At 71.5% G+C, this 21,335-nt stretch carries 18 protein-coding genes; 10 read left to right on the top strand and 8 right to left on the bottom strand.

All coding sequences use genetic code 11. From position 1 onward, the window contains the following. Nucleotides 1-149 precede the first annotated feature (149 nt). Nucleotides 150-986 (bottom strand): MBL fold metallo-hydrolase, encoded by an 837-nt coding sequence (locus tag BLU20_RS09965; RefSeq protein WP_083372423.1) that lies wholly within the window; start codon nucleotides 984-986, stop codon nucleotides 150-152. 319 nt (nucleotides 987-1,305) lie between these two features. Between BLU20_RS09965 and BLU20_RS09960 the strand changes: the two genes are divergently transcribed. The 4 genes from BLU20_RS09960 to BLU20_RS09945 all read left to right on the top strand — a co-directional run bounded on the left by BLU20_RS09960 (nucleotide 1,306) and on the right by BLU20_RS09945 (nucleotide 5,435). Continuing rightward, a complete protein-coding gene (locus BLU20_RS09960) occupies nucleotides 1,306-3,780 on the top strand; it encodes an FtsK/SpoIIIE family DNA translocase (protein ID WP_172829062.1) in 2,475 nt (824 codons plus the stop codon). 73 nt (nucleotides 3,781-3,853) lie between these two features. Further along, on the top strand, nucleotides 3,854-4,420 hold the full coding sequence (gene pgsA, locus BLU20_RS09955; RefSeq protein WP_083372422.1) for a CDP-diacylglycerol--glycerol-3-phosphate 3-phosphatidyltransferase: 567 nt from the start codon (nucleotides 3,854-3,856) through the stop codon (nucleotides 4,418-4,420). After that, on the top strand, nucleotides 4,417-4,896 hold the full coding sequence (locus tag BLU20_RS09950) for a CinA family protein (RefSeq protein WP_157270427.1): 480 nt from the start codon (nucleotides 4,417-4,419) through the stop codon (nucleotides 4,894-4,896). Before pgsA ends, BLU20_RS09950 begins: the two co-directional genes overlap by 4 nt. 200 nt (nucleotides 4,897-5,096) lie before the next feature. Beyond that, nucleotides 5,097-5,435: a helix-turn-helix domain-containing protein gene (locus BLU20_RS09945; RefSeq protein WP_029252596.1), complete on the top strand. Its 339-nt coding sequence runs from the start codon at nucleotides 5,097-5,099 to the stop codon at nucleotides 5,433-5,435. Between the two features lie 28 nt (nucleotides 5,436-5,463). On the opposite strand, the gene BLU20_RS09940 is transcribed toward BLU20_RS09945, so the two are convergent. After that, nucleotides 5,464-10,149: an ATP-dependent helicase gene (locus tag BLU20_RS09940; protein WP_197675389.1), complete on the bottom strand. Its 4,686-nt coding sequence runs from the start codon at nucleotides 10,147-10,149 to the stop codon at nucleotides 5,464-5,466. 86 nt (nucleotides 10,150-10,235) lie between these two features. Here BLU20_RS09940 and BLU20_RS13955 point away from each other — a divergent pair, with 86 nt between their 5' ends. The 5 genes from BLU20_RS13955 (at nucleotide 10,236) to BLU20_RS09915 (ending at nucleotide 15,214) form a co-directional block, all read left to right on the top strand. After that, on the top strand, nucleotides 10,236-10,484 hold the full coding sequence (locus BLU20_RS13955; protein ID WP_029252598.1) for a DUF3046 domain-containing protein: 249 nt from the start codon (nucleotides 10,236-10,238) through the stop codon (nucleotides 10,482-10,484). Nucleotides 10,485-10,488: 4 nt separating this feature from the next. After that, nucleotides 10,489-12,564 (top strand): alkaline phosphatase family protein, encoded by a 2,076-nt coding sequence (locus tag BLU20_RS09930; protein WP_083372421.1) that lies wholly within the window; start codon nucleotides 10,489-10,491, stop codon nucleotides 12,562-12,564. Then, nucleotides 12,561-13,343 (top strand): MBL fold metallo-hydrolase, encoded by a 783-nt coding sequence (locus BLU20_RS09925; RefSeq protein WP_083372420.1) that lies wholly within the window; start codon nucleotides 12,561-12,563, stop codon nucleotides 13,341-13,343. Before BLU20_RS09930 ends, BLU20_RS09925 begins: the two co-directional genes overlap by 4 nt. 180 nt (nucleotides 13,344-13,523) lie before the next feature. Beyond that, nucleotides 13,524-14,624 (top strand): recombinase RecA, encoded by a 1,101-nt coding sequence (recA, locus tag BLU20_RS09920; RefSeq protein WP_029252601.1) that lies wholly within the window; start codon nucleotides 13,524-13,526, stop codon nucleotides 14,622-14,624. 113 nt (nucleotides 14,625-14,737) lie between these two features. Then, nucleotides 14,738-15,214 carry a regulatory protein RecX gene (locus tag BLU20_RS09915; RefSeq protein WP_231959182.1) on the top strand — a complete coding sequence of 159 codons (477 nt, stop codon included), beginning with the start codon at nucleotides 14,738-14,740 and terminating at the stop codon, nucleotides 15,212-15,214. Nucleotides 15,215-15,267: 53 nt separating this feature from the next. On the opposite strand, the gene BLU20_RS09910 is transcribed toward BLU20_RS09915, so the two are convergent. The 4 genes from BLU20_RS09910 to BLU20_RS09895 all read right to left on the bottom strand — a co-directional run bounded on the left by BLU20_RS09910 (nucleotide 15,268) and on the right by BLU20_RS09895 (nucleotide 18,572). After that, entirely contained in the window at nucleotides 15,268-16,164 is an 897-nt protein-coding gene (locus tag BLU20_RS09910) for an amino acid ABC transporter permease (protein ID WP_083372419.1), read from the bottom strand. Continuing rightward, the gene (locus tag BLU20_RS09905) at nucleotides 16,161-16,811 is read right to left on the bottom strand and encodes an amino acid ABC transporter permease (protein WP_083372418.1); all 651 of its coding nucleotides are present in this window, start codon (nucleotides 16,809-16,811) and stop codon (nucleotides 16,161-16,163) included. The genes BLU20_RS09910 and BLU20_RS09905 overlap by 4 nt, the downstream gene beginning before the upstream one ends. Nucleotides 16,812-16,903: 92 nt before the next feature. Continuing rightward, nucleotides 16,904-17,779 carry a glutamate ABC transporter substrate-binding protein gene (locus BLU20_RS09900; RefSeq protein WP_029252605.1) on the bottom strand — a complete coding sequence of 292 codons (876 nt, stop codon included), beginning with the start codon at nucleotides 17,777-17,779 and terminating at the stop codon, nucleotides 16,904-16,906. A gap of 37 nt (nucleotides 17,780-17,816) precedes the next feature. Beyond that, a complete protein-coding gene (locus tag BLU20_RS09895; RefSeq protein ID WP_029252606.1) occupies nucleotides 17,817-18,572 on the bottom strand; it encodes an amino acid ABC transporter ATP-binding protein in 756 nt (251 codons plus the stop codon). Nucleotides 18,573-18,667: 95 nt separating this feature from the next. Between BLU20_RS09895 and miaB the strand changes: the two genes are divergently transcribed. Next, nucleotides 18,668-20,284 carry a tRNA (N6-isopentenyl adenosine(37)-C2)-methylthiotransferase MiaB gene (gene miaB / locus BLU20_RS09890; protein ID WP_083372417.1) on the top strand — a complete coding sequence of 539 codons (1,617 nt, stop codon included), beginning with the start codon at nucleotides 18,668-18,670 and terminating at the stop codon, nucleotides 20,282-20,284. 12 nt (nucleotides 20,285-20,296) lie between these two features. On the opposite strand, the gene BLU20_RS09885 is transcribed toward miaB, so the two are convergent. Both BLU20_RS09885 and BLU20_RS13950 read right to left on the bottom strand, forming a co-directional pair. After that, on the bottom strand, nucleotides 20,297-20,722 hold the full coding sequence (locus tag BLU20_RS09885) for a type III secretion system chaperone family protein (protein WP_162175462.1): 426 nt from the start codon (nucleotides 20,720-20,722) through the stop codon (nucleotides 20,297-20,299). Between the two features lie 29 nt (nucleotides 20,723-20,751). Further along, nucleotides 20,752-21,294: a type III secretion system chaperone family protein gene (locus tag BLU20_RS13950; protein ID WP_172829060.1), complete on the bottom strand. Its 543-nt coding sequence runs from the start codon at nucleotides 21,292-21,294 to the stop codon at nucleotides 20,752-20,754. Nucleotides 21,295-21,335: the final 41 nt, after the last annotated feature.

Here is a 21,335-nt window from a genome sequence, read left to right as displayed (position 1 = left end):
CCGCGGGTCCGCTCCCTCGTCGCGAGGGGGCGGACCCGTGCGTCGTCCCGAGCCGTTCCCGGCGACGTTCCCGAACAGTTGGGCCGGGTGACCTGCTGATCCGTGGGTCGGAGGTTCACGACGGTGGCGGCACCCGTCGGAGGTCTCGGCTACCCACGGGATCGTCCGAGAGCGGCGACCTGGGCTCGGTGCTCCCCGGCGACCCAGGGGTCGGTGAGCCGGGTGTCGCGGGTCGAGCATGCTGCGCGGGGTTCGTCCCCGCATCCGTGGCGCGCCTCGTGCTCGATCGCGTCGAGGTAGCGGCGGTCGGCCGTGAACCTCTCATTGACGGCCCTCGACCCGAGGGCAGGGCTTCCGTGCCCCGGGACCAGTGCCGTGACCCCATGCTCGACGACCTGTGCCGCGAGGAGGTCGAGCGCCCGACGATAGTCCGTGACGGGGTCGACCGCGTCGGTGTCGAGCAGCGGCACCTCGCGGTCGGACAGCATGTCGCCCGCGACAAGCACCCGGCGTCCGGGGAGTACGAGAGCCGCGTGGCCCCTGGCGTGCGCGTCGTGCTCCACCACGAGCGAGTCCGCTCCCGTCCACGGGATCCGGAGCGCGCCGCCGTCCGTGCGGGGGATCGGCACGAGGCGTCCGACGAGGTCGTGGTCGTGGCCGGGGGCCAGCGAGTCGGCCTCGGCGAGGTTGTACGCGCGTGACTCGTCGGCGCGACGGACGCAGGCCGTGGTGGCCCACCGTGGTGCGCCCAGCCATCGTGGGCTCCAGAGCACGTGGTCCCAGTGCGGATGCGTCGAGAACCCGGCGTCGACCCGCAGATCGCGGGCGCGGAGCTCGTCGGCGACACGGCCGATCTCGGACGGCGTGATCCCGGGGTCGACGACCAGGCACCGGGAGTCCGCGACCACCACGGTGGTCAGACTGGACCACAGGCGTGCGCGACTGACGAGCACGCCCGGTGTGATCTCGCGCACGGTGCTCGTCATGCCGTCGATCCTCAGGCCCGACGGGCCGGGAGTCAATGCGGACACGGCCTCGCCAATCCGTGGACCTGGCCGTGCGCACGGGTACGGTGAGGGCACTATGGCCACGCGTCAATCGACCTCAGGGAAACGTCCTGCCGGCTCAGGGCGCGGTGGAGCACGCATCGCAACCCGTTCGACGGGCACCTCGACCCGCCGGACCGGCGCGTCGGGGGGCAAGGCCGGCACGTCCAAGAAGACGACGGCCACGCGGTCAAAGCCTGCGGCGAGGGGCGGGGCGAAGAGCAAGAGCGCGACGCGACCCGCGCCGTGGCCCTTCCGCATGGTGCGGGGCGTCTGGCTGGGCGGAGCACATGCCGTGGGTGGTCTCACCCGCGCGATCGGAAAGGGAGCGAGAGAGCTGGACCCGGAACACCGGCGGGACGGGATCGCCTTCCTGCTGATCGGCCTGGCCGTGATCGTCGCCGCGCGAGAGTGGTGGGGGATCCCGGGTGCCTTCGGGCGCGCCGTCCATGCGGTGGTTGCGGGAACGTTCGGTCTGGTGGGGATCGCCGTCCCGGTGCTCCTGATCTGGATGGCGCTCCGCATCATGCGGCACCCCGAGCGTGCGCAGGCGAACTCCCGCGTCGCGATCGGGCTCGGCTTCATCACCGTGGCGGCGTGCGGTCTGATCCACGTCGCCGAGGGGCTGCCGTCCCCGCGCGACGGGTTCGCCGGGGTGCAGGACGCGGGCGGCATCATCGGCTACCTCGTCGCGACGCCCCTGGTGGCCGGACTCACCGAGTGGTTCGCGGTGCCGATCTTCCTCCTGCTCGGCTTCTTCGGGATCCTCGTGGTCACGGCGACGCCCGTGAACCGGATCCCCGAGCGCCTCGGCGCGCTCTACGCCCGTCTGACCGGTGCCCATGCTGCACCGGACGACGATCCCGACGGGCTCCAGCTCGCCGAGGGCGTCTCGCGGCACGACGGCGAGGAGGAGGCGCCTCGCAAGAAGCGGCGGCGCAAGAAGGCTCCGACGCGTGCCACCGACGTACCGAGCGTGGACCTCCCCGGCGGGTACTCCGGCGACGAGGCCTTCGAGACGGCCGCGACGATCGACCGTGACCCCCTGCCGGACGACGACGTCCCGGCGTCGGCCAGCGGGCCGACGGACGCGACGCAGGTTCTGCCGTCGACCGGCGAGGAGTCGCCGGCGCTCGTCCCCGACCTGCACGTGGAGGACGAGGTTCCGCCGGAGCACCGATCCGTGGGTGCGGGAGTGCAGGGCATGCTCGACGGCGACACGGTCTACCTCCTCCCGAGCGAGGACGCGCTCGCCAAGGGGCCGCCCCACAAGACACGGTCGGCGGTCAACGACCGCGTCGTCGAGTCGTTGACGAAGGTGTTCGACCAGTTCTCGATCGACGCCAGCGTCACGGGCTTCACCCGCGGTCCGACGGTGACGCGGTACGAGGTCGAGGTCGGTCCGGCGGTCAAGGTCGAGCGCATCACCAACCTCTCGAAGAACATCGCCTACGCCGTGGCGAGCGCGGACGTCCGTATCCTCTCGCCGATTCCCGGAAAGTCTGCGATCGGGATCGAGATCCCCAACGCGGACCGGGAGAACGTCTCGCTCGGCGACGTGCTGCGGTCCTCGGCCGCCCGCCGAACCGAGCACCCGCTCGTCATGGGTGTGGGCAAGGATGTCGAGGGCGGGTACGTCGTCGCCAACCTCGCCAAGATGCCGCACATCCTCGTCGCGGGTGCGACCGGCGCCGGAAAGTCGAGCTTCATCAACTCGATGATCACGTCGATCCTGATGCGGTCCACGCCGGAGCAGGTGCGCCTCGTCCTCGTCGACCCGAAGCGCGTCGAGCTCACGATCTACGAGGGAATCCCGCACCTGATCACGCCCATCATCACGAATCCCAAGAAGGCTGCCGAGGCGCTCGAGTGGGTCGTGCGCGAGATGGACGCCCGGTACGACGACCTCGCCCTGTTCGGCTTCAAGCACATCGACGACTTCAACGCCGCGGTGCGGGCGGGCAAGGTCCAGCCCCTGCCGGGTTCCGAGCGGAAGATCGCCCCGTATCCGTACCTCCTGGTCGTCGTCGACGAGCTGGCCGACCTGATGATGGTGGCGCCGCGCGACGTCGAGGCGTCCATCCAGCGCATCACCCAGTTGGCCCGCGCCGCCGGGATCCACCTCGTGCTCGCGACTCAGCGACCCTCGGTCGACGTCGTGACCGGTCTGATCAAGGCCAACGTGCCCTCGCGACTCGCCTTCGCGACGTCGTCGCTGGCCGACTCCCGCGTCGTGCTCGACCAGCCCGGGGCGGAGAAGCTGATCGGGCAGGGCGACGCGCTCTTCCTGCCGATGGGTGCCGCCAAGCCGATGCGTGTGCAGGGGGCCTGGGTCAACGAGAGCGAGATCCACGCAGTCGTCGAGCACGTCAAGGGCCAGCTCAAGCCCGTCTACCGCGAGGACGTGCAGCAGGTCGCACCCAAGAAGCAGGTCGACGAGGACATCGGCGACGACCTGGACCTGCTGCTGCAGGCGACGGAGCTGGTGGTGACCACGCAGTTCGGGTCGACCTCGATGCTCCAGCGCAAGCTCCGGGTCGGCTTCGCGAAGGCGGGGCGCCTCATGGACCTCCTCGAGTCGCGGGAGATCGTCGGGCCGTCGGAGGGTTCGAAGGCCCGGGACGTGCTCGTCGGTCCCGACGACCTGGCAGGCACCCTTGCCCTGCTGCGCGGCGATCCCGCGCCGGCGGCGTACGACCAGGAGAGCGTCCCCACCGGTCAGAGCGCGGAGTGAGGTCACCCCGCGAGGTGGCCCGTCGCACGGGCGGCCGCCGGGCCTCTAGGGTGGAGCCGTGAATCCTCCCTTCATGAAGTCCTGGAACGCCGCCAACGTGGTCACCGCGATCCGGATCCTCATGGTGCCGTTTTTCGCCTGGTCGCTCGTCGTCGACGGAGGTCAGGACGAGACGTGGCGCTGGGTGGCGGCCTGGATCTTCGCGCTCGCGGCCTCGACCGACAAGCTCGACGGATGGCTCGCCCGCCGCTCCGGCCAGGTCACCGACCTGGGCAAGCTGCTCGACCCGATCGCCGACAAATTGCTCGTCGGAACAGCGCTCGTGCTCCTCTCGTGGATCGGGGAGGTCTGGTGGTGGGTGACGATCCTCATCCTCGCCCGTGAGCTCGGCGTGACTCTCATGCGGTTCGTCCTCATCCGGTACGAGGTCATGCCGGCGTCGCGCGGCGGAAAGATCAAGACCGTTCTTCAGACCGTCGCGATCACGCTCTACCTGCTGCCCCTGTTCGTCCTGCCGGACTGGATCGGTTGGGCTGCTGCGGCGTTCATGGGCGCCGCCCTCGTGGTCACCGTCGCCACGGGGCTCGACTACGCGGCCCAGGGGTGGCGGATCAGTCGCGAGGCGAAGAGGTCGCGGTGATCGACCCTCGTGCCCGGCAGCTTGTCGACCTGTGCGCCGAGCACGGCCTGACGGTGGGCACGGCCGAGTCGCTGACCGGAGGCCTGGTCGCGGCGACGATCGTCGACGTTCCGGGCGCCTCGGCGGTGTTCCGGGGGAGCGTCGTCAGCTATGCCACGGATCTCAAGGTCACCCTTCTCGGCGTCGACCGGCACGAGATCGACCGATCCGGCGTCGTGTCTGCGGCGGTCGCGACGGCGATGTCCGCGGGGGCGCGGTCAGCACTCTCTGTCGACGTCGCGCTCGCGACGACCGGGGTGGCCGGCCCGGGTGCGCACGGCGGTGTCGCGGCGGGCACGGTGGTGGTCGCCGCCCAGGTGGGTGAAATCGCGCGGACGCGAACACTGGCGCTTCCTGGTGACCGGAGCGCCGTCCGATCGTCGACCGTGGGCGAAGTTCTCGGTCTGTGTGTGGAGATTCTGCGCGAACGGCGGTGACCACGGACGGGATGGGGAACAATCGACGGATGAACCGGGTTAGCAACGACGTGATACCAACCCGACCACAAGGCCGTTCCATCCGCCGCAGCCACCCGGTTGCACGGTACGGTACGAGCACCCCCGTCCGGGGGACGACGTCAAAGACCGTGGAGCGCACCCGTCCGGCGCCCGCGAACGACAGGGAGAGGGGGCGCGAGATGATTGTTCTTCGCCGAGAGCTCGGTGACGTGTTGCGTGACTCCCGTCAGCGACAGGGCCGGACCCTGCGCGAGGTTTCGTCCGGAGCGCGTGTGTCGCTTGGATACCTCAGTGAGGTGGAGCGCGGGCAGAAGGAGGCCTCCTCCGAGCTGCTCGCCTCGATCTGCGAGGCGCTGAACGTGCCGATGTCCGTCGTGCTGCGCGACGTCAGCGACCGGATCGCCGTGGCCGAGGGGTTCGACATCCCCGACACCGTCCCGGCGCACCTCAGCGACGGCTTCGACGAGCTCGGCTCGTCCGACCGTCGCGCACCGGAAGACCTGCAGCCCGTCGGCTAGTACTGCCGCCGCCTGCGGGCGCCGCCCCCTACGGACTCCGTAGTCGGAGTCCGCGCGGGGTGAGGGTGAAGCCTGCGTCGAGAAGCGCGCTCGTCGTCGACGACCTGCCGGTGGGTCCGGCGGCGTCGAGGACGGGGTCGCCGTCGACGTGCGTCACGGTCAGCGAGTCCAGGCGTCCTGCACGAACAGCCTCGACGAGGGCCCGCGCGAGAGATCCAGCTCGCGCCGAGCCGTCGTCGGGGCTTTCTGCGTCGGGGAACGTGAGCAGCGACCGTCCGCCTCGTTCGACGAACAGCCCGGGAGCGCCGTCCGCGAGCACGAGGGACGCGCCGGCGCCGCGGTGCGGCCGGTGCCTTCCCGCACCGCGTGTCGGGGGCCAGGCCAGAGCTGCGCCGTACGGGTTGGCCGGGTCGCAGGCGGCGAGCACGAGCGGCTCGACCGCACCTGCGCCCCTGTCCGTCTCGTCCCGGTCGGCACGCAGCCGGTCGACCGCTCCGGGGAGTGCGAACTGCGCGGCGCCCAGGTGCTCGACGAAGTACCCCCGTCGCACCGCTCCGTGCTGCTCGAGCTCGCTCAAGGCCCGATAGACCCCGCGGAAGTAGTCGGTGACCCCCTCCGCGTGGGCGGAGCCACGAGTCAGGACGCCGTGCCGGTCGAGGAGCACACGGGTGAGAGCCGCGGTGCGTCGCGTGCTGTCCGTCTCCGGCGTCGGGAGCGCGGACCACCGTCCGCGACCGCCCGGCGGAGCCTCGCGAGGGCCGCCGGGCCGCATCGAGCCGAAGCGGCGGGTGGGGCGTGACCGGGTGCGGGCACGCGACCGTGACGATCGTCGACCGAGGCGTTCCCGGACCGCCGCGAATCCGTCGTTCGTGACGTGGCCGGCCCAGACCAGGTTCCAGAGCGCGTCGAGCACGTCGGTGGTACCGGCGTCCGCCAGGTCGACGAGCTGCCCGAGGAAGTACCCGCCCGTCGAGCTGAGCAGGTCGAGCACGGTGGCGTCGAGGCCGTCGGCGTCGGTGCGCGGCGGGGGAGCAGGGAGCGTGAGCGCCGCCGCGTCGGCGATGTGGAGACTCACGAGGCCGTCACCACGTCCGGGCAGTGCCGCGTGGCCTGCCCAGAGGACCTCGCCCGAGGTCGTCAGCTCGTCGAGCATCCCGGGTCGATAGTCCACGACACGTGCGGGCAGGATCTGTCGTTCCCAGGCCGACGCAGGCAGGGGCAGCCCAGCGAGCTGTTCGACGACGTCGAGCACCCCGTCCGTGCCGCGGAGCCCGCCGATCCGGTGCCATCGCGGCGCGAAGACGCCGAGCGCGCGTTCCTCGACAGGTTCGACGTCGGCACGCAGCGCGGCGAGCGATCGCCGCTTGATCGACCGAAGGACCTGCACGTCGCACCATTCCTGACCCGTCCCGCCGAGCTCGGGGGGCCGGAGCGCACCGGAGACGAGGTGGTGCTCGGTCTCCAGGCGGCGGAGCACCTCTGCCACGACGGCGGGCGCGAGGCCGAACCGCCGTGCGACGTCCGATGCCGGGAAGGGTCCGTGCGTCCGGGCATGGCGACGGATCAGGTCCCCGAGGGGGTCGGGGACCGGCGTGGTGTGTGCCTCCGGGAGGCCGGGAGGCAGGGCGACGCCGAGCCCGTCGCGCAGACGTGCCGCGTCCTCGACGACGGCCCACCGCTCGGCGCCGTCGGTGCCCGCGACCCGGACGCTTAGCGCGCGGCCGGCCGCGCGAAGATCGTCGAGCCAGCCCCGTACTGCCTCGTGGGTCTCCGGCTGCATCCGGTCGACGACCTCGTCGAGGGGGAGCGGGCCGAACCGCCGCAGCACGTCGGCGAGCCCTTCGACGTCTCTGCCCCGGCGCGACTCCGCGCGTCCGGACACCTCCGCCTCAATGCGTTCGAGCGCCTCGACGTCGAGGAGGTCGGAGATCTGGTAGGTCGCGTCGGGACCGAGGAGCTCGGCGAGCACCGTCGGGTCGAGGGTGAGCGCCGCCGCTCGTCGCTCGGCGAGCGGGGCGTCGCCGTCGTAGAGAAACTGGGCCGTGTACCCGACGAGGAGCGTCGAGGCGAAGGGGGACGGCGTGCTGGTGGTCAGCTCGACGAGCCGGATCCGACCGTCCGTCAGGCCCTGGAGCACCTCGGTCAGGGCCGGGACGTCGAAGTCGTCCTGGAGGCACTCGCGGACGGATTCGAGCACGAGGGGGAACTCCGGGTACTGCGAGGCGACCTCCAGCAGCTGTGAGGCCCGGCGGCGCTGCTGCCACAGCGGCGTGCGCCGGTCGGGGCTCCGCCGGGGCAGCAGCAGCGCGCGGGCCGCCGCCTCGCGGAAGCGCGCGGCGAACATGACGGATCCGCCGAGAGCGTCGCGGACCTCGTCGCGCACCGCCGCGGGGTCGATCACGAGGTCCTCCGCACCGAGACGGAGGCCTTCGTCCGAGCCGAGAGTGCCCGCCTCCCACGTCTCGGCCGTGTCCGGGACACGCAGCACGATTCCGTCGTCGGCCGGGATCGCCGCCACGTCGACCCCGAGCCGCTCCTTGAGCCGCGCCCCGAGCGCGAGCGCCCACGGGGTGTGGACGCGGGCACCCCAGGGGGAGTGGAGCACCACGCGCCAGTCGCCGAGCTCGTCGCGGAACCGTTCGACGACGATCGTCCGGTCGTCCGGAAGGACTCCCGTCGCCCTGACCTGGTCCTGGAGGTAGGCGAGCAGGTTGTCGGCCGCCCAGGCGTCGAGACCCGTCGCGAGCAGCTCGTCGCGGCGCCGGGCCGGGTCCGACCCCGACCTGCGCACCCACGCTCCGAGCGCGCCGCCGAGCTCGGCGGGCCGGCCGGGGCTGTCACCCTTCCAGAACGGGAGCCGGCCGGGCTGTCCCGGCGCGGGGGTCACGAGCACGCGGTCGGGGGTGATGTCGTCGATCCGCCACGTGCTCGAGCCGAGCGTGAAGGTGTCTCCCACGCGCGACTCGTAGACCATCTCCTCGTCGAGCTCTCCGACGCGTCGCCCGCCGCGCGGCCCGTCCGACCCGGCCAGGAAGACGCCGTACTGCCCGCGGTCCGGGATCGTCCCCCCGCTCGTGACGGCCAGGCGTTGCGCGCCGGGCCTCGCGGTGAGGATGTCGCTGGAACGGTCCCAGACGATGCGAGGGCGCAGCTCGCCGAAGTCCTCGCTCGGGTAGCGTCCCGCGAGCATGTCGAGGACGCCGGCCCACGTTGCGTCGCCCAGGTCGGCGAACGGGGTGGCACGTCGTACGAGCTGTGCGAGGTCGTCGACCGTCCAGGGTTCGAGCGCCACGGCGGCCACCACCTGCTGCGCGAGGACGTCGAGCGGGTTCTGGGTGAGGTGGATCGCCTCGACGTCGCCGGTCCGCATGCGTTCGGCGATCACCGCGGACGAGACGAGCTCGCCGCGGAACGTCGGGAGGACGACGCCGTGCGAGACGGCCCCGACGTGGTGCCCGGCGCGCCCGATCCGCTGCAGCCCGGAGGCGACCGAGGGAGGTGCACCGACCTGGATCACGAGGTCCACGGCGCCCATGTCGATCCCGAGCTCGAGGGACGAGGTGGCCACGACGGCCGGGAGGCGGCCGGCCTTGAGGTCGGTCTCTGTCTGGTTACGCTCGGCCCTGCTCATCGAGCCGTGGTGGGCCCGGGCGACGACGGGCGGTGCACCCACCCCCGAGCCGGACTGCCCGGGCACGGCCGCCGGGGCGACCGCTCCGGGGTCCGGCAGGGGCGTTCCTGCGCGCCGGGCGGCGATCTCGTTGATCCGGGCGGTGAGTCGTTCGGCGCCACGTCGCGCGTTCGTGAAGACGATCGTCGACCGGTTGCTCATGATGAGGTCGACGATGCGCTCCTCGACGTGCGGCCACACCGAACGCGTGGCGGGACGGTGCTCGGCGGTTCCAGGCTCGGTCTCGCCGGTCGTCGCGTCGTCACCGGGTGGTGCGGGCAGGTCGCGGAGATCGGGCACGGGGACGACGACCTCGACCTCGGGCCGTCGTCCGCCGCCGGGCTGGACGACGGTGACGCGTCGGCCCCCGTCCTGCGGCGGGCGGACCCCGGCGAGGAACCGCGCGACCGGGTCGACGGGCCGGACCGTCGCGGAGAGCCCGACCCGTTGCGCGGGGCGGTCGAGCAGGGCGTCGAGTCGCTCGAGGGACAGGGCGAGGTGCGCCCCGCGCTTGGAGCCCGCGATGGCGTGGATCTCGTCGAGGATGACCGTCTCGACTCCTGCCAGGCCCTCGCGTGCCGCGGACGTGAGGACGAGGAAGAGCGACTCCGGGGTGGTGATCAGGATGTCGGTCGGTCGCGTCGCGAACGCGCGTCGTTCGGCGGCGGGCGTGTCGCCCGTGCGCATCGAGACGGTGACCTCCGGGATCGTGGTGCCGGCGCGACGAGCGGCGTGGCCGATCCCGGTCAACGGGGACCTGAGGTTGCGCTCGACGTCGGCCGCGAGCGCCTTCAGGGGCGAGACGTACAGAACGCGGCAGCGACGGGACGGCTCGGGCGGCTCGGAGGCGCCGACCAGCGAGTCGATGGCGGAGAGGAAGGCGGCCAGGGTCTTGCCCGAGCCGGTGGGCGCGACGACGAGTGCGTGGTCGTCGGACCGGATCGCGTCCCAGGCGCCGACCTGGGCCGCCGTCGGGGCCTCGAAGGCGCCACGGAACCACTCCTGCGTGGGGCGGGTGAATCGTCGGAGCGGATCGGTCGGCACGGGACCATCGTGGCAGCGGGGTCCCACATCCGCCCGTCCCGGTCGGTCGACCTCCCCGTGCTGTGCCGGCGTGGCAGAGTGGGGCCGTGCGATATCGGGAGTTCTGGCAACTGGTCGACGAGGTCTTCGGCGCCGACTACGGTCGCGTCCTGGCGTCCGACCACTCGTTGAACGACCTGGGGAGCAGGACGGCCGTCGCCGCGCTCGACGACGGTGAGGAGCCCCGGGTCGTCTGGCACGCCCTCTGCAACGCCCTGCAGGTTCCGGAGTCCGACCGCTGGGGGGTCGACGAGTTCCGTCAGGCGCCCCCGCAGCCGGGGTCTGCGGCATCATGACGCCATGAGGTCGAGGGTGGCGGTCACCGTGCGCGACGTGCGCGCGGCCGCGTGGTCGTTGGCGACCACGGCCCTCGGGCTCTGGATCGGCCTGGCCGTCGTCCCGGGCGCCGGGGAGGCGAGCATCGCGGCCGTGCTCGTCGCCGCCGCCGTCGTCGCCGTGGGTGACGCGCTGCTCCGGCCGTTTCTGCGGCTCGTCGCGCCGCGGACCGGCGCGGTCGGTGCGATCGTCCTGGGAAGCCTCGCCCAGGTCGTCGTGGTCCTCGCAGCTCTGGTCGCTCTCCCCGGTGTGGATGTCGGCGGGGTCGGGCCGCTGCTCCTGGTGCTGGTCGTCGCGTCGGTGGTCATGGCGCTGGCACGGTGGGTCATCGGTGCCAACGACCAGAGCTATGTGGTGGCGGACGTGGTCCGTCGGGCCGACCGGCAGGCTCGGCGCCGGGGTGTTGAGGCCCACGCCGCCCGTGATTCGGGCCTCCTGGTGATCCAGCTCGACGGCGTCTCCCGGTCGACCTTCGACTACGCGGTCCAGGCGGGGCTCGTCCCGCGTCTCGCGCAGTGGCAGGAGCGCGGGTCGCACACCGTCGAGTCGTGGTGGGCCCGGGTCCCGTCCACGACGCCCGCGAGCCAGGCCGGTCTGCTGCACGGCTCGTCGCGGCAGATCCCGGCGTTTCGCTGGTGGGACCGTGCCCGTGGCCGTCTCGTCGTGACCAACCGGCCGCCGGACGCCGCGCTCGTCGAGGCACGGCTGTCGACGGGCGACGGCCTGCTCGCCCACGGGGGCGCCGCCGTCGCGACGATGTTCAGCGGCGACGCGCAGACGGCGTTGCTCGTCATGAGTCGCGCCGGACGGCGAGGAGGGCTGGGTCCCGGTCAGCTCTTCGTCCACTTCTTCTCGAGCCCGTTCCTGCTCGCCCGAGCGCTCGTCGGGACGGTGGCCGAGACGCTCAAGGAGCTCTACCAAGGGTGGGTCCAGGCTGCGCGAGGCGTACGCCCCCGGGTCTCGCGGCTGGGGTGGTACCCGTGGCTCCGGGGGGTGACGAACGTCGTGCTGCGCGACCTGATCGTCTCGATGGTCGCGGAGCAGATGGTCCGCGGGACGCCGACGATCTTCGTCGACCTGGTCGACTACGACGAGATCGCCCATCACGCGGGCCCGCTCCGGCCCGAGGCGTTGCGGGCGCTCGAGGGGATCGACGGAGTCGTCGGCACGCTGGAGGCCGTGGTCCAGTCCGCGCCGCGCGACTACCGGGTCGTCGTGCTCTCGGACCACGGTCAGGCGCTGGGCGAGACGTTCGAGGCGGTGGCCGGTGCGCCGCTCGTCGACGTCGTGCGGCGCCTGATGGCCGTCGACGCGGACCTGCCGGCCGCGACCTCGGCGGCACGGAGCACGGACGAGTCCTGGGGTCCGGTGAACACGGCGCTCAGCTCGTTCTCCCGCGCGCCCGACGGACGGACGGTCGTGGGCCCGGACCGGACCCGGCGCGAGCGGCCGTCGCCGGACGCGCACGCCGACGAGGTGGTCGTCGTGGGCTCGGGAAATCTCGGCCTGGTCTGGTTCCCGGGGTCCGCGACTCCGCTGCGCGGAGAGGACGTCCGGGCACGATGGCCGCGCCTCGTCGACGGACTTGTCGACCAGGCCGGGATCGGGCTCGTGGTCACCCGCGAGGCACCCCGCGAGGTCCTGACGGGCGACGAGCCCGCGGAGGTCGTCGTGCACGGGGTGGGAGGCCGGCGAGAGCTGCACTCGGGCGTCGTCCACGGCACCGACCCCCTCGCCGGGTGGAGCACCCGTGCCGCCGCCGACCTGGACCGCGCCGTCACCCTGGACGACGCGCCCGACCTGCTTCTCGTCTCGTCCGTCGACGCCGCCGGACTCGTCCACGCGTTCGAAGGGCTCGTCGGCTCCCACGGCGGGCTTGGCGGAGCCCAGAACGACGCCCTGCTGATCCGTCCGGTCGGCCTGGAGGTCCCCGACACGCTCCTCGAGGCGGTGGACGGTCGTCGGATGCTCGTCGGGGCGGAGAGCGTGCACGAGAGGCTCGTCGCCTGGCAGGTCGAGCTCGGGCTGCGACCACGATGACCCTGGACGTGACGTGGCTCGGCCACTCGACGGTCGTGATCGACGTCGCCGGCGTCCGGCTGGTGACTGACCCGCTGCTCGGCCGCCACGCCGGGGTTCTCCGCCGCCGCGCCCGGCCGCCGGCCGCCACCGCGACGGCGGGTGCCGACGTGGTGCTGCTGTCGCACCTGCACCACGATCACGCCGAGGTCGCGTCCCTCCGGGCCCTGCATCCCGCCCCGGTCGTCGTCGACCGGCTCAACGCGCCGTGGTTGAGGAAGAAGGGGCTCGACCCCCGGGGCCTCGACGTCGGGCAGTGGTACGACGTCGGACCCGGCGTCCAGGTCTGCCTCGTGCCCGCGGTCCACGGGGACCGGCCCATGCCCCACCGGCCGAACGCCGCCAACGGTCACCTGGTGAGGTTGTCGACTCCTGCCGAGTCGTCCGTGCGGACGATCTGGGCCGCGGGGGACACCGAGCTGTGCCCCGAGCTGGACCGGGTCGCCGACCTCGCCGGGGGAGCGGTGGACGTCGCGCTCGTCCCCGTCTCGGGCTGGGGTCCGCGGCTCTCGGGCGGGCACATGGGACCGGTCGACGCCGCGCGGGCCTGTGCGCAGGTCGGGGCGCGGGTGGCCGTCCCGGTCCACTGGGGGACGTTGCACGCGCCGTTCGTGGGGCAGTTCCCGCGCGGGTGGATGGACCTGCCGGGTGTCGCCTTCGGCGTGGCGCTCGCGGAGCACGCGCCGGGCTGTGAGCCGGTGGTGCTGACGCCGGGGCAGACCTGGCGACACGGCGGGTGAGCCGGTCCCTGCGGTCGAACACCTGTTCGGTTACAGTTGTGCACAGCACCCAAGACGCTGGTCCGTCCACACGACGCGGCGACCGTCACCGGCTCTGTCGGTGGCGCCGCGTACGGTCGTTCCCGACGCACAGCACAACCCGTCGGCACCCCTGGTGCCCTGAAGTGAAGGTGAACCACGATGCCAGCACCGGCAGACCGCGAGAAGGCGCTCGAGGCAGCCCTCGCCCAGATCGACCGCAACTTCGGCAAGGGTTCTGTGATGCGGCTGGGTGACGACACCCGCCCGCGTGTCGCGGTGATCCCCACCGGATCCATCGCGCTGGACGTGGCTCTCGGCATCGGCGGACTGCCCCGGGGGCGCGTCGTCGAGATCTACGGACCGGAGTCGAGCGGTAAGACGACCGTGGCGCTGCATGCCGTCGCCTCGGCACAGCGCGCCGGCGGGGTCGCCGCGTTCATCGACGCCGAGCACGCGCTCGACCCGGAGTATGCGAAGAAGCTCGGGGTCGACACCGACAACCTCCTCGTCTCGCAGCCGGACACCGGTGAGCAGGCGCTCGAGATCATGGACATGCTGATCCGCTCGGGTGCGCTCGACATCATCGTCATCGACTCGGTGGCGGCGCTCGTGCCCAAGGCCGAGATCGAGGGCGAGATGGGCGACAGCCACGTCGGTCTCCAGGCCCGGCTGATGTCGCAGGCGCTACGAAAGATCACCGGTGCGCTCAGCGCCTCCGGCACCACGGCGATCTTCATCAACCAGCTCCGCGAGAAGATCGGTGTGTTCTTCGGTTCGCCCGAGACGACGACCGGTGGCAAGGCGCTGAAGTTCTACGCGTCGGTGCGGATGGACATCCGGCGGATCGAGACGCTGAAGGAGGGGACCGACTCGGTCGGCAACCGGACGCGGGTCAAGGTCGTCAAGAACAAGATGGCCCCGCCCTTCAAGCAGGCCGAGTTCGACATCCTCTACGGGGTGGGGATCTCCCGCGAGGGCAGCCTCATCGACATGGGGGTCGAGCACGGGTTCGTCCGCAAGTCCGGGTCGTGGTTCACCTACGACGGCGACCAGCTGGGCCAGGGCAAGGAGAAGGCGCGTGCCTTCCTCCGTGACAACCCGGATCTGGCGGCCGAGATCGAACGGCGGATCAAGGAGAAGCTCGGCATCATCCCGGCGGAGGTGGCGGCGGATGCCGGCGAGGCAAAGCCTGAGGCCGACGTCGCTCCGCCGGTCGCGCCTGCCAAGGGCCGGGCCAAGGCCGCGAAGGTGGACTTCTGAGTCCTGGACGACGGCCCGACGGGCGTGGCAAGACGCCGCGCCCGTCGATCGCCGAGCGCCTCGAGACCGGGGACCTGAGTCGTGAGGAGGCGACCGAGCAGGCTCGTGAGTACGTGCTGAGGTCGCTGACAGGGGCACCGCGCAGCCGAGCCCAGCTGACCCAGGCTCTCGGGCGGCGCGGGTACCCCGAGGAGCTCGTCGAGCCTCTGCTCGACCGGATGGAGGAGGTCGGCCTCGTCGACGACGCCGCCTACGCGGACTCGCTCGTCCGGACACGGTACGCCGAACGCGGCCTGTCGCGGCGCGCGCTGGCCGAAGAGCTGCGCCGCAAGGGAATCGACGACGATCTCGCCGCCGACGCGCTCGGTCAGGTCGACGACGACGACGAACGAGCCGCCGCGGCGGATCTCGTGCGTCGACGACTCGCCCGGACACGGGGTCTTGACCGGGACGTCCGCGTGCGTCGCACCGTGGCCGCGCTCGGCCGCAAGGGCTACGGCCCCGGTCTCGCGTTCGAACTCGTGCGTTCCGAGCTCGAGACCGAGGCGGACGAGCTCGACGGCCAGGGCGTCGACGACGCGGGCAACTGACCGCGCGCCCCTGTCGCCCTGGCCGAGAGTCTGCTACTTGCCCCGAGATTCTGCTACTCGTCGAGCATGACGCCGGGTTGCTTGCTGGCCGGCGTCGGTGAACCGCCCCCGGAGGGTGTGTTCCGGGCCTTCTTCTTCGTCTTGCCACCCGCGCCCAGTCGGCGTTCGACGACGACCGCCGTCCGCGAGAGCGTGATGTTCACCGTCAGGTAGATGGCCAGGACCGCGACGAAGAGCGGCAGGCGGTACTCGTCGCCGAAGAAGCTGTAGTTCAGCTGCATGGTCCGCAGGAGCTCGCGATACCCGACGATGAAGCCGAGCGACGTGTCCTTCAGCAGGACGACGAACTGGCTGATCAGCGACGGCAGCATCAACCTGACCACCTGTGGCAGCTGGATCAGGCGCAGCGTCTGACCGCGCGTCAGGCCGATCGCCGTCCCTGCCTCGACCTGGCCGCGGGGAAGCGCCGCCTGACCCGCCCGGAGGATCTCCGCGACGATCGCGGCGTTGTACAGCGCGAGGCCGAAGACGACCGCCCAGTAGGCGGAGAGCCCGAACGCGAGCAGTCCGAAGAACATCATGAGCAGCACGGGCATGCCGCGCAGGAACTCGATGACGGCGGTCGCCGGCCCACTGATCCAGCGGGTCCGTGCGGTGCGGAGGCCCGCCAGGGTGAGGGCCAGGACGAGGGCGAGGGGCGCGGCGACGGCGGCGGCGGACATCGTCTTGCCCAGGGCCTTGAAGAGCGAGGTCCACACGTCGGACGCGGTCTGGCCCTTGGGTGGGTCGACGAACACGAGCCAGCGGTCGTCGAAGAGCCCGTCGGCAGCCATCTTGGTCGCGAGCCAGACGAGAGCGCCGAGAGCGACGATCGCGACGGAGATCGACGCGATCCGCTCCAGACGTCGGGTCCGCGGTCCTGGCGCGTCGTAGAGGACGGACGTGCTCATCGGCTGAACACCACCTTGCGCTCGACGAACCCGGCGAGGACGCCGGACGGGATGGTGATCACGAGATAGAAGAACGCGACGCCCAGGAGCATCCAGATGACGTCCGCCGGATAGTCGCGCGAGAGCCCTCGGCCGGTCGCGGTGAGCTCGACGACGGCGAACCCTGCGGCGACGGAGGTGTTCTTGGTCAGTGCGATCAGCACGTTGATCAGCGGTGGGACGACCGACCGCAGGGCCTGGGGCAGGACGACGAGGGTGAGGGTCTGGACGCTGCCGAGCCCGATGGCCCGGGCTGCCTCGGCCTGGCCGACGCCGACGCTGTTGATCCCGGACCGCACCGCCTCGCAGACGAACGCCGACGTGTAGACGGTCAGCGCGATGATCGCGGGCGTCGTACCCAGGGGCAGGATGACCCCTGCCGCGGGAAGGATGAAGACGAAGAAGATGAAGACCAGTGTCAGCGGCGTGTTGCGCCCTGCCTCGACGAAGACGGTGCCCATGAACCGCAGGGACCGCAACGGCGAGACGCGGAAGGCCGCGAGGAGCGTGCCGAGCACGAGAGAGAGGATGCCGGAGACGACGGCGAGATAGAGGGTCATCGTGAAGCCGTCCCAGTACCGGGGGAGGGCCTCAATTACTGAGTCCATGGTTCCTGCTTCCGGCCAGCGGGCCGGTCGACGTCGTCGACCGGCCCGCTACCTCGTCGGGGTGTGCTCGTCGTGTGTCGGTGCCGCGCGGCTCAGTACCGGTCGACCGCGGGCGGCTCGGCCGTCGGCAGGACCGTGCCGGCCGTCTCGTCCCAGGCCGCCTGCCAGCGGCCGTCGTCGTAGGAGGCCTCGAGCACGTCGTTGATCCAGGAGCGGAACTCGTCGTCGCCCTTCGCGATGCCGATCCCGTAGGGCTCCTCGGTGAACTGGTCGCCGGCGATCTTGAAGTCGTCGGGGCTCTCGTCGACGTAGCCGGCCAGGATCACGTTGTCGGTCGTGACCGCGTCGACCTGTCCGTTGCGCAGGGGGTCGAGGCAGTCGGTGTACGCCGCGAACGTCTTGAGCTCGACGTCGGGGTAGTTGTCCTCGATGTTCTTGGCGGGCGTCGAACCGTCCACCGAGCAGGCGATCTTGCCGGCGAGGTCCTCGGGCGTCGTGATCGAGTCGTCGTCGGCCCGCACCATCAGAGCCTGACCGGCCGAGTAGTACGGTCCGGCGAAGTCGATGACCTCCTTGCGCTCGTCGTTGATCGTGTACGTCGCGACGACCATGTCCACGCGGCCGTCCTGGATGAACGGCTCCCGGTTCTGAGAGACGGTCTCGACCCACTCGATGCCGTCCTCCGAGATGCCGAGCTCTGCGGCGATCATCGTGGCGATCTCGACGTCGAACCCGACGGGGACGCCGTCGGGGCCCTGGAGGCCGAAGAGCGGCTGGTCGAACTTGGTCCCGATCGTGATCGACCCCGCCTCGGCGAGCTCGGCCATGGTGCTGCCCTCGGCGAAGTCTCCCGCGGAGACGTCAGCCGGCTCGGACGAGTCCCCGTCGGACGAGTCGTCGGAACATGCTCCGAGCATGAGTGTGGTGGCCGCGGCGATCGCCACCCAGCCTGCAGTCCGTGTACGCATTGCAGTTCTCCTCGTGTCGTGGTTTTTCTTGGGGTGGTCAGTGGGTGAGGATCTTCGAGAGGAAGTCCTGCGCGCGCTCGCTGCGAGGGTTCGTGAAGAACTCCTCGGGTGTCGCCTCCTCGACGATCTGGCCGTCGGCCATGAAGACGACGCGGTCGGCCGCCTTGCGCGCGAAGCCCATCTCGTGGGTGACGACGACCATGGTCATGCCCTCCTTCGCGAGCTGGACCATGACGTCGAGCACCTCGGTGATCATCTCGGGGTCGAGCGCAGAGGTCGGCTCGTCGAAGAGCATGACCTTGGGGTGCATGGCGAGCGCGCGGGCGATCGCGACGCGTTGCTGCTGGCCTCCCGAGAGCTGTGCGGGCAGCTTGTCGGCCTGGTTCGCGACACCGACGCGGTCGAGGAGCGCCATCGCCTCCTCGTTGGCGTCGGCGACCTTGAGGCCGCGCACCTTGATCGGGCCCAGCGTCACGTTCTGCAGGACCGTCTTGTGCGCGAAGAGGTTGAAGGACTGGAAGACCATGCCGACGTCGGATCGCAGCTGGGCGAGCGCGCGGCCCTCGGCGGGCAGGTCGACGCCGTCGATCCGGATCGTGCCGGAGTCGACGGTCTCCAGACGGTTGATCGCCCGGCAGAGGGTCGACTTCCCGGAGCCCGACGGGCCGATGACGACGAGCACCTCCCCGTGAGCCACCTCCAGGTTGATGTCCTGCAGGACGTGGAGCTCGCCGAAGTGCTTGTTCACGTCATGGAGCTCGACAAGAACGTCGCTGGTTGATTCGTCGGTCATTTCCCGAACGTAGAGGATCGGTGTGATGTGCGCTACTTCCCCCGGTAACGGTCCGGGAACGATTGCCCGCGGCCGCGCGCCGTATCCTGGTGAGGATGTCCACCACCGCCCTGCCGCGCCCCGCCGCCCCCCAGCCGACGACCGCCACGCCGCGCCGCACCTACGCCGTGCGCACCCTGGGGTGCCAGATGAACGTCCATGACTCCGAGCACATGGCCGGGATGCTCGAGGATGCGGGCTATCGGCGCGCGAGCCCGGAGGACGAGGCGGCGAACCAGGCGGACGTCGTCGTGATCAACACGTGCGCCGTGCGCGAGAACGCCGCGAACAAGCTGTACGGCAACCTCGGCATGCTCGCGTCGGTGAAGGCCGCTCGTCCCGGCATGCAGATCGCCGTGGGCGGCTGCCTCGCGCAGAAGGACCGCGGGACGATCGTGGAGAAGGCGCCGTGGGTCGACGTCGTCTTCGGCACCCACAACCTCGACGCCCTGCCGGTGCTGCTCGAACGGGCTCGCCACAACGACGCCGCCCAGGTCGAGATCGCCGAGTCGCTGCAGGTCTTTCCGTCGACGCTGCCGACCCGGAGAGAGTCCGTCTACGCCGGGTGGGTGTCGATCAGCGTCGGGTGCAACAACACCTGCACGTTCTGCATCGTCCCGCACCTGCGCGGCAAGGAGAGGGACCGCCGTCCGGGCGAGGTGCTGGCCGAGGTCCAGGCACTCGTCGCCCAGGGCGCCATCGAGGTCACGCTGCTCGGCCAGAACGTGAACAGCTACGGGGTCGAGTTCGGGGACCGTGGCGCGTTCGCCAAGCTGTTGCGCGCCTGCGGTCAGATCGACGGACTCGAGCGCGTGCGCTTCACGTCGCCGCACCCGGCGGCGTTCACCGACGACGTCATCGAGGCGATGGCAGAGACGCCCAACGTCATGCCGCAGCTCCACATGCCCCTGCAGTCCGGCTCGGACCGGATCCTGCGGGCGATGCGCCGGTCGTACCGCAGCGCGAAGTTCCTCGGCATCCTGGACCGGGTCCGCGCGGTGATGCCGGACGCCTCGATCACCACGGACATCATCGTCGGGTTCCCGGGAGAGACGGACGAGGACTTCGAGGAGACCCTGCGCGTGGTGGAGGCGTCGCGGTTCACGTCGGCGTTCACGTTCCAGTACTCCCCACGTCCGGGGACCCCGGCGGCGGACCTCGGCGAGCAGGTTCCCAAAGAGGTCGTCCAGGAGCGGTTCGACCGTCTTCTCGCCCTTCAGGAGACGATCTCCGGCCGAGAGTCGGAGCGGCAGGTCGGACGTACGCTCGAGGTGCTCGTCACGGAGGGCTCCGGCCGCAAGGACGGGACGTCCCACCGCGTGACCGGGCGGGCGGCGGACAACCGGCTCGTCCACCTCGCCCTGCCAGCCGCGGCGCAGGACCTCGCCGAGGGGTTCGGCGGCGCCGACGACCCGCGCCTGGCTGACGTCGTCGACCCCCGGCTGCCGCGTCCGGGCGACGTCGTGACGGTCGAGGTGACCCGGTCCGCGCCGTACCACCTGATCGCCGACTCCGCCGTCGCCGGCGGCACCTTCGACGTCCGACGGACTGCCTCGGGCGATGCCTGGGTCGCCCGCGAGCGTGCGCGTCTGCGTGGCGAGGACGACCACGGGCACGGCGCTCCGGCGGCGCCCGGTCCGGTCGTGCTCGGCCTCCCGACGCTGCGGCCGTAGTCCCGCGGCGGGCTACTCGACGCGCACGAGCGAGTCGAGCGCCTCGAAGAGCGCCAGGCAGCCGGCCACCCCGGTGCGAATCGCGTGCGCGAGCTGGGCGTCGGTTGCTCCGAGCTCGAAGGGCGTCGACACCTCGCCGTAGACCAGGAGAACCCCCTGCTCCTCGCGAGCGTGGGCCGCAGGCCACAGGCCGTCGCGGTTCCAGTCGTTCAGCACCTGGACGAGCGCGTCGTGGTGCTCCACGGGCGTGGTCCGCGCGGCTCGACCCCGCACCTGCAGCAGCCCACGTTCGTCCCCGAGGAGGAGGAACCAGAGCCGGTGCCCGTCCCAGGTCCCGGTCAGCACGCCGTCGCCACCCACCCTGAACGCGTAGCCCTGGCGGGTCAGCTCGTCCGCGACCCGACGGGGCGTGACAGGGGCCGGTGCCTCGGTGGCCACGCCCGGACGTCGTCGCCGCCCCCACAGCCTCACGGCGCCTCCGCGATCGGGTCCGGATAGGTCCCGTCGACGGCGTCGAAGAACGCCACGGTGCTCCCGATCGCCGTGCGCAGCAGGTGGTCCAGCTGCGCCTCGCTCACTCCGGTCTCGACGTCGATGCTCACGCGGCCGCCGAGCAGGACCTCGCCGTCGTCGTCGACGCGGACCGAGGCGGTCGGCCAGACTCGCTCCGCGTTCCACGCGTTGCAGAGCCGCCAGAACTCGGCCAGGCGGTCGATCGTCGGTGTCCGCGGCCAGTCGGCCCGCAGGTCGAGGATCTCCGTGTCCGCGCCGATCGCACGGACCGTGAACTCTCGACCTCGCCACGACCACACCAGGTCGTCCTCGACGTCCCGCGCCGCGTTGATCCCCAGGTGGAGCAGGCGCGCGTGCAGACGGTCGACGTCGAGCGGGCGGAGACGGTCGTTCCCTGCGTCCGGGAGACGACCGAGCTCTCGCACGAGGACGTCCTCGACCGCGGATCGAAGACCTGCGTCGTCCGGGGTGCGGCGACGGCCGCCGAATAGCCTCACGTGGTCAGCGTACGCCGCACCTGCGGATTGCGTCCGGGTAC

It is taken from the genome of Paraoerskovia marina (genome assembly GCF_900105445.1).
GTDB lineage: Bacteria > Actinomycetota > Actinomycetes > Actinomycetales > Cellulomonadaceae > Paraoerskovia > Paraoerskovia marina.
The sequence above is the reverse complement of the archived record's forward strand: the minus strand, read 5'-3'. Positions and strand labels throughout refer to the sequence as shown.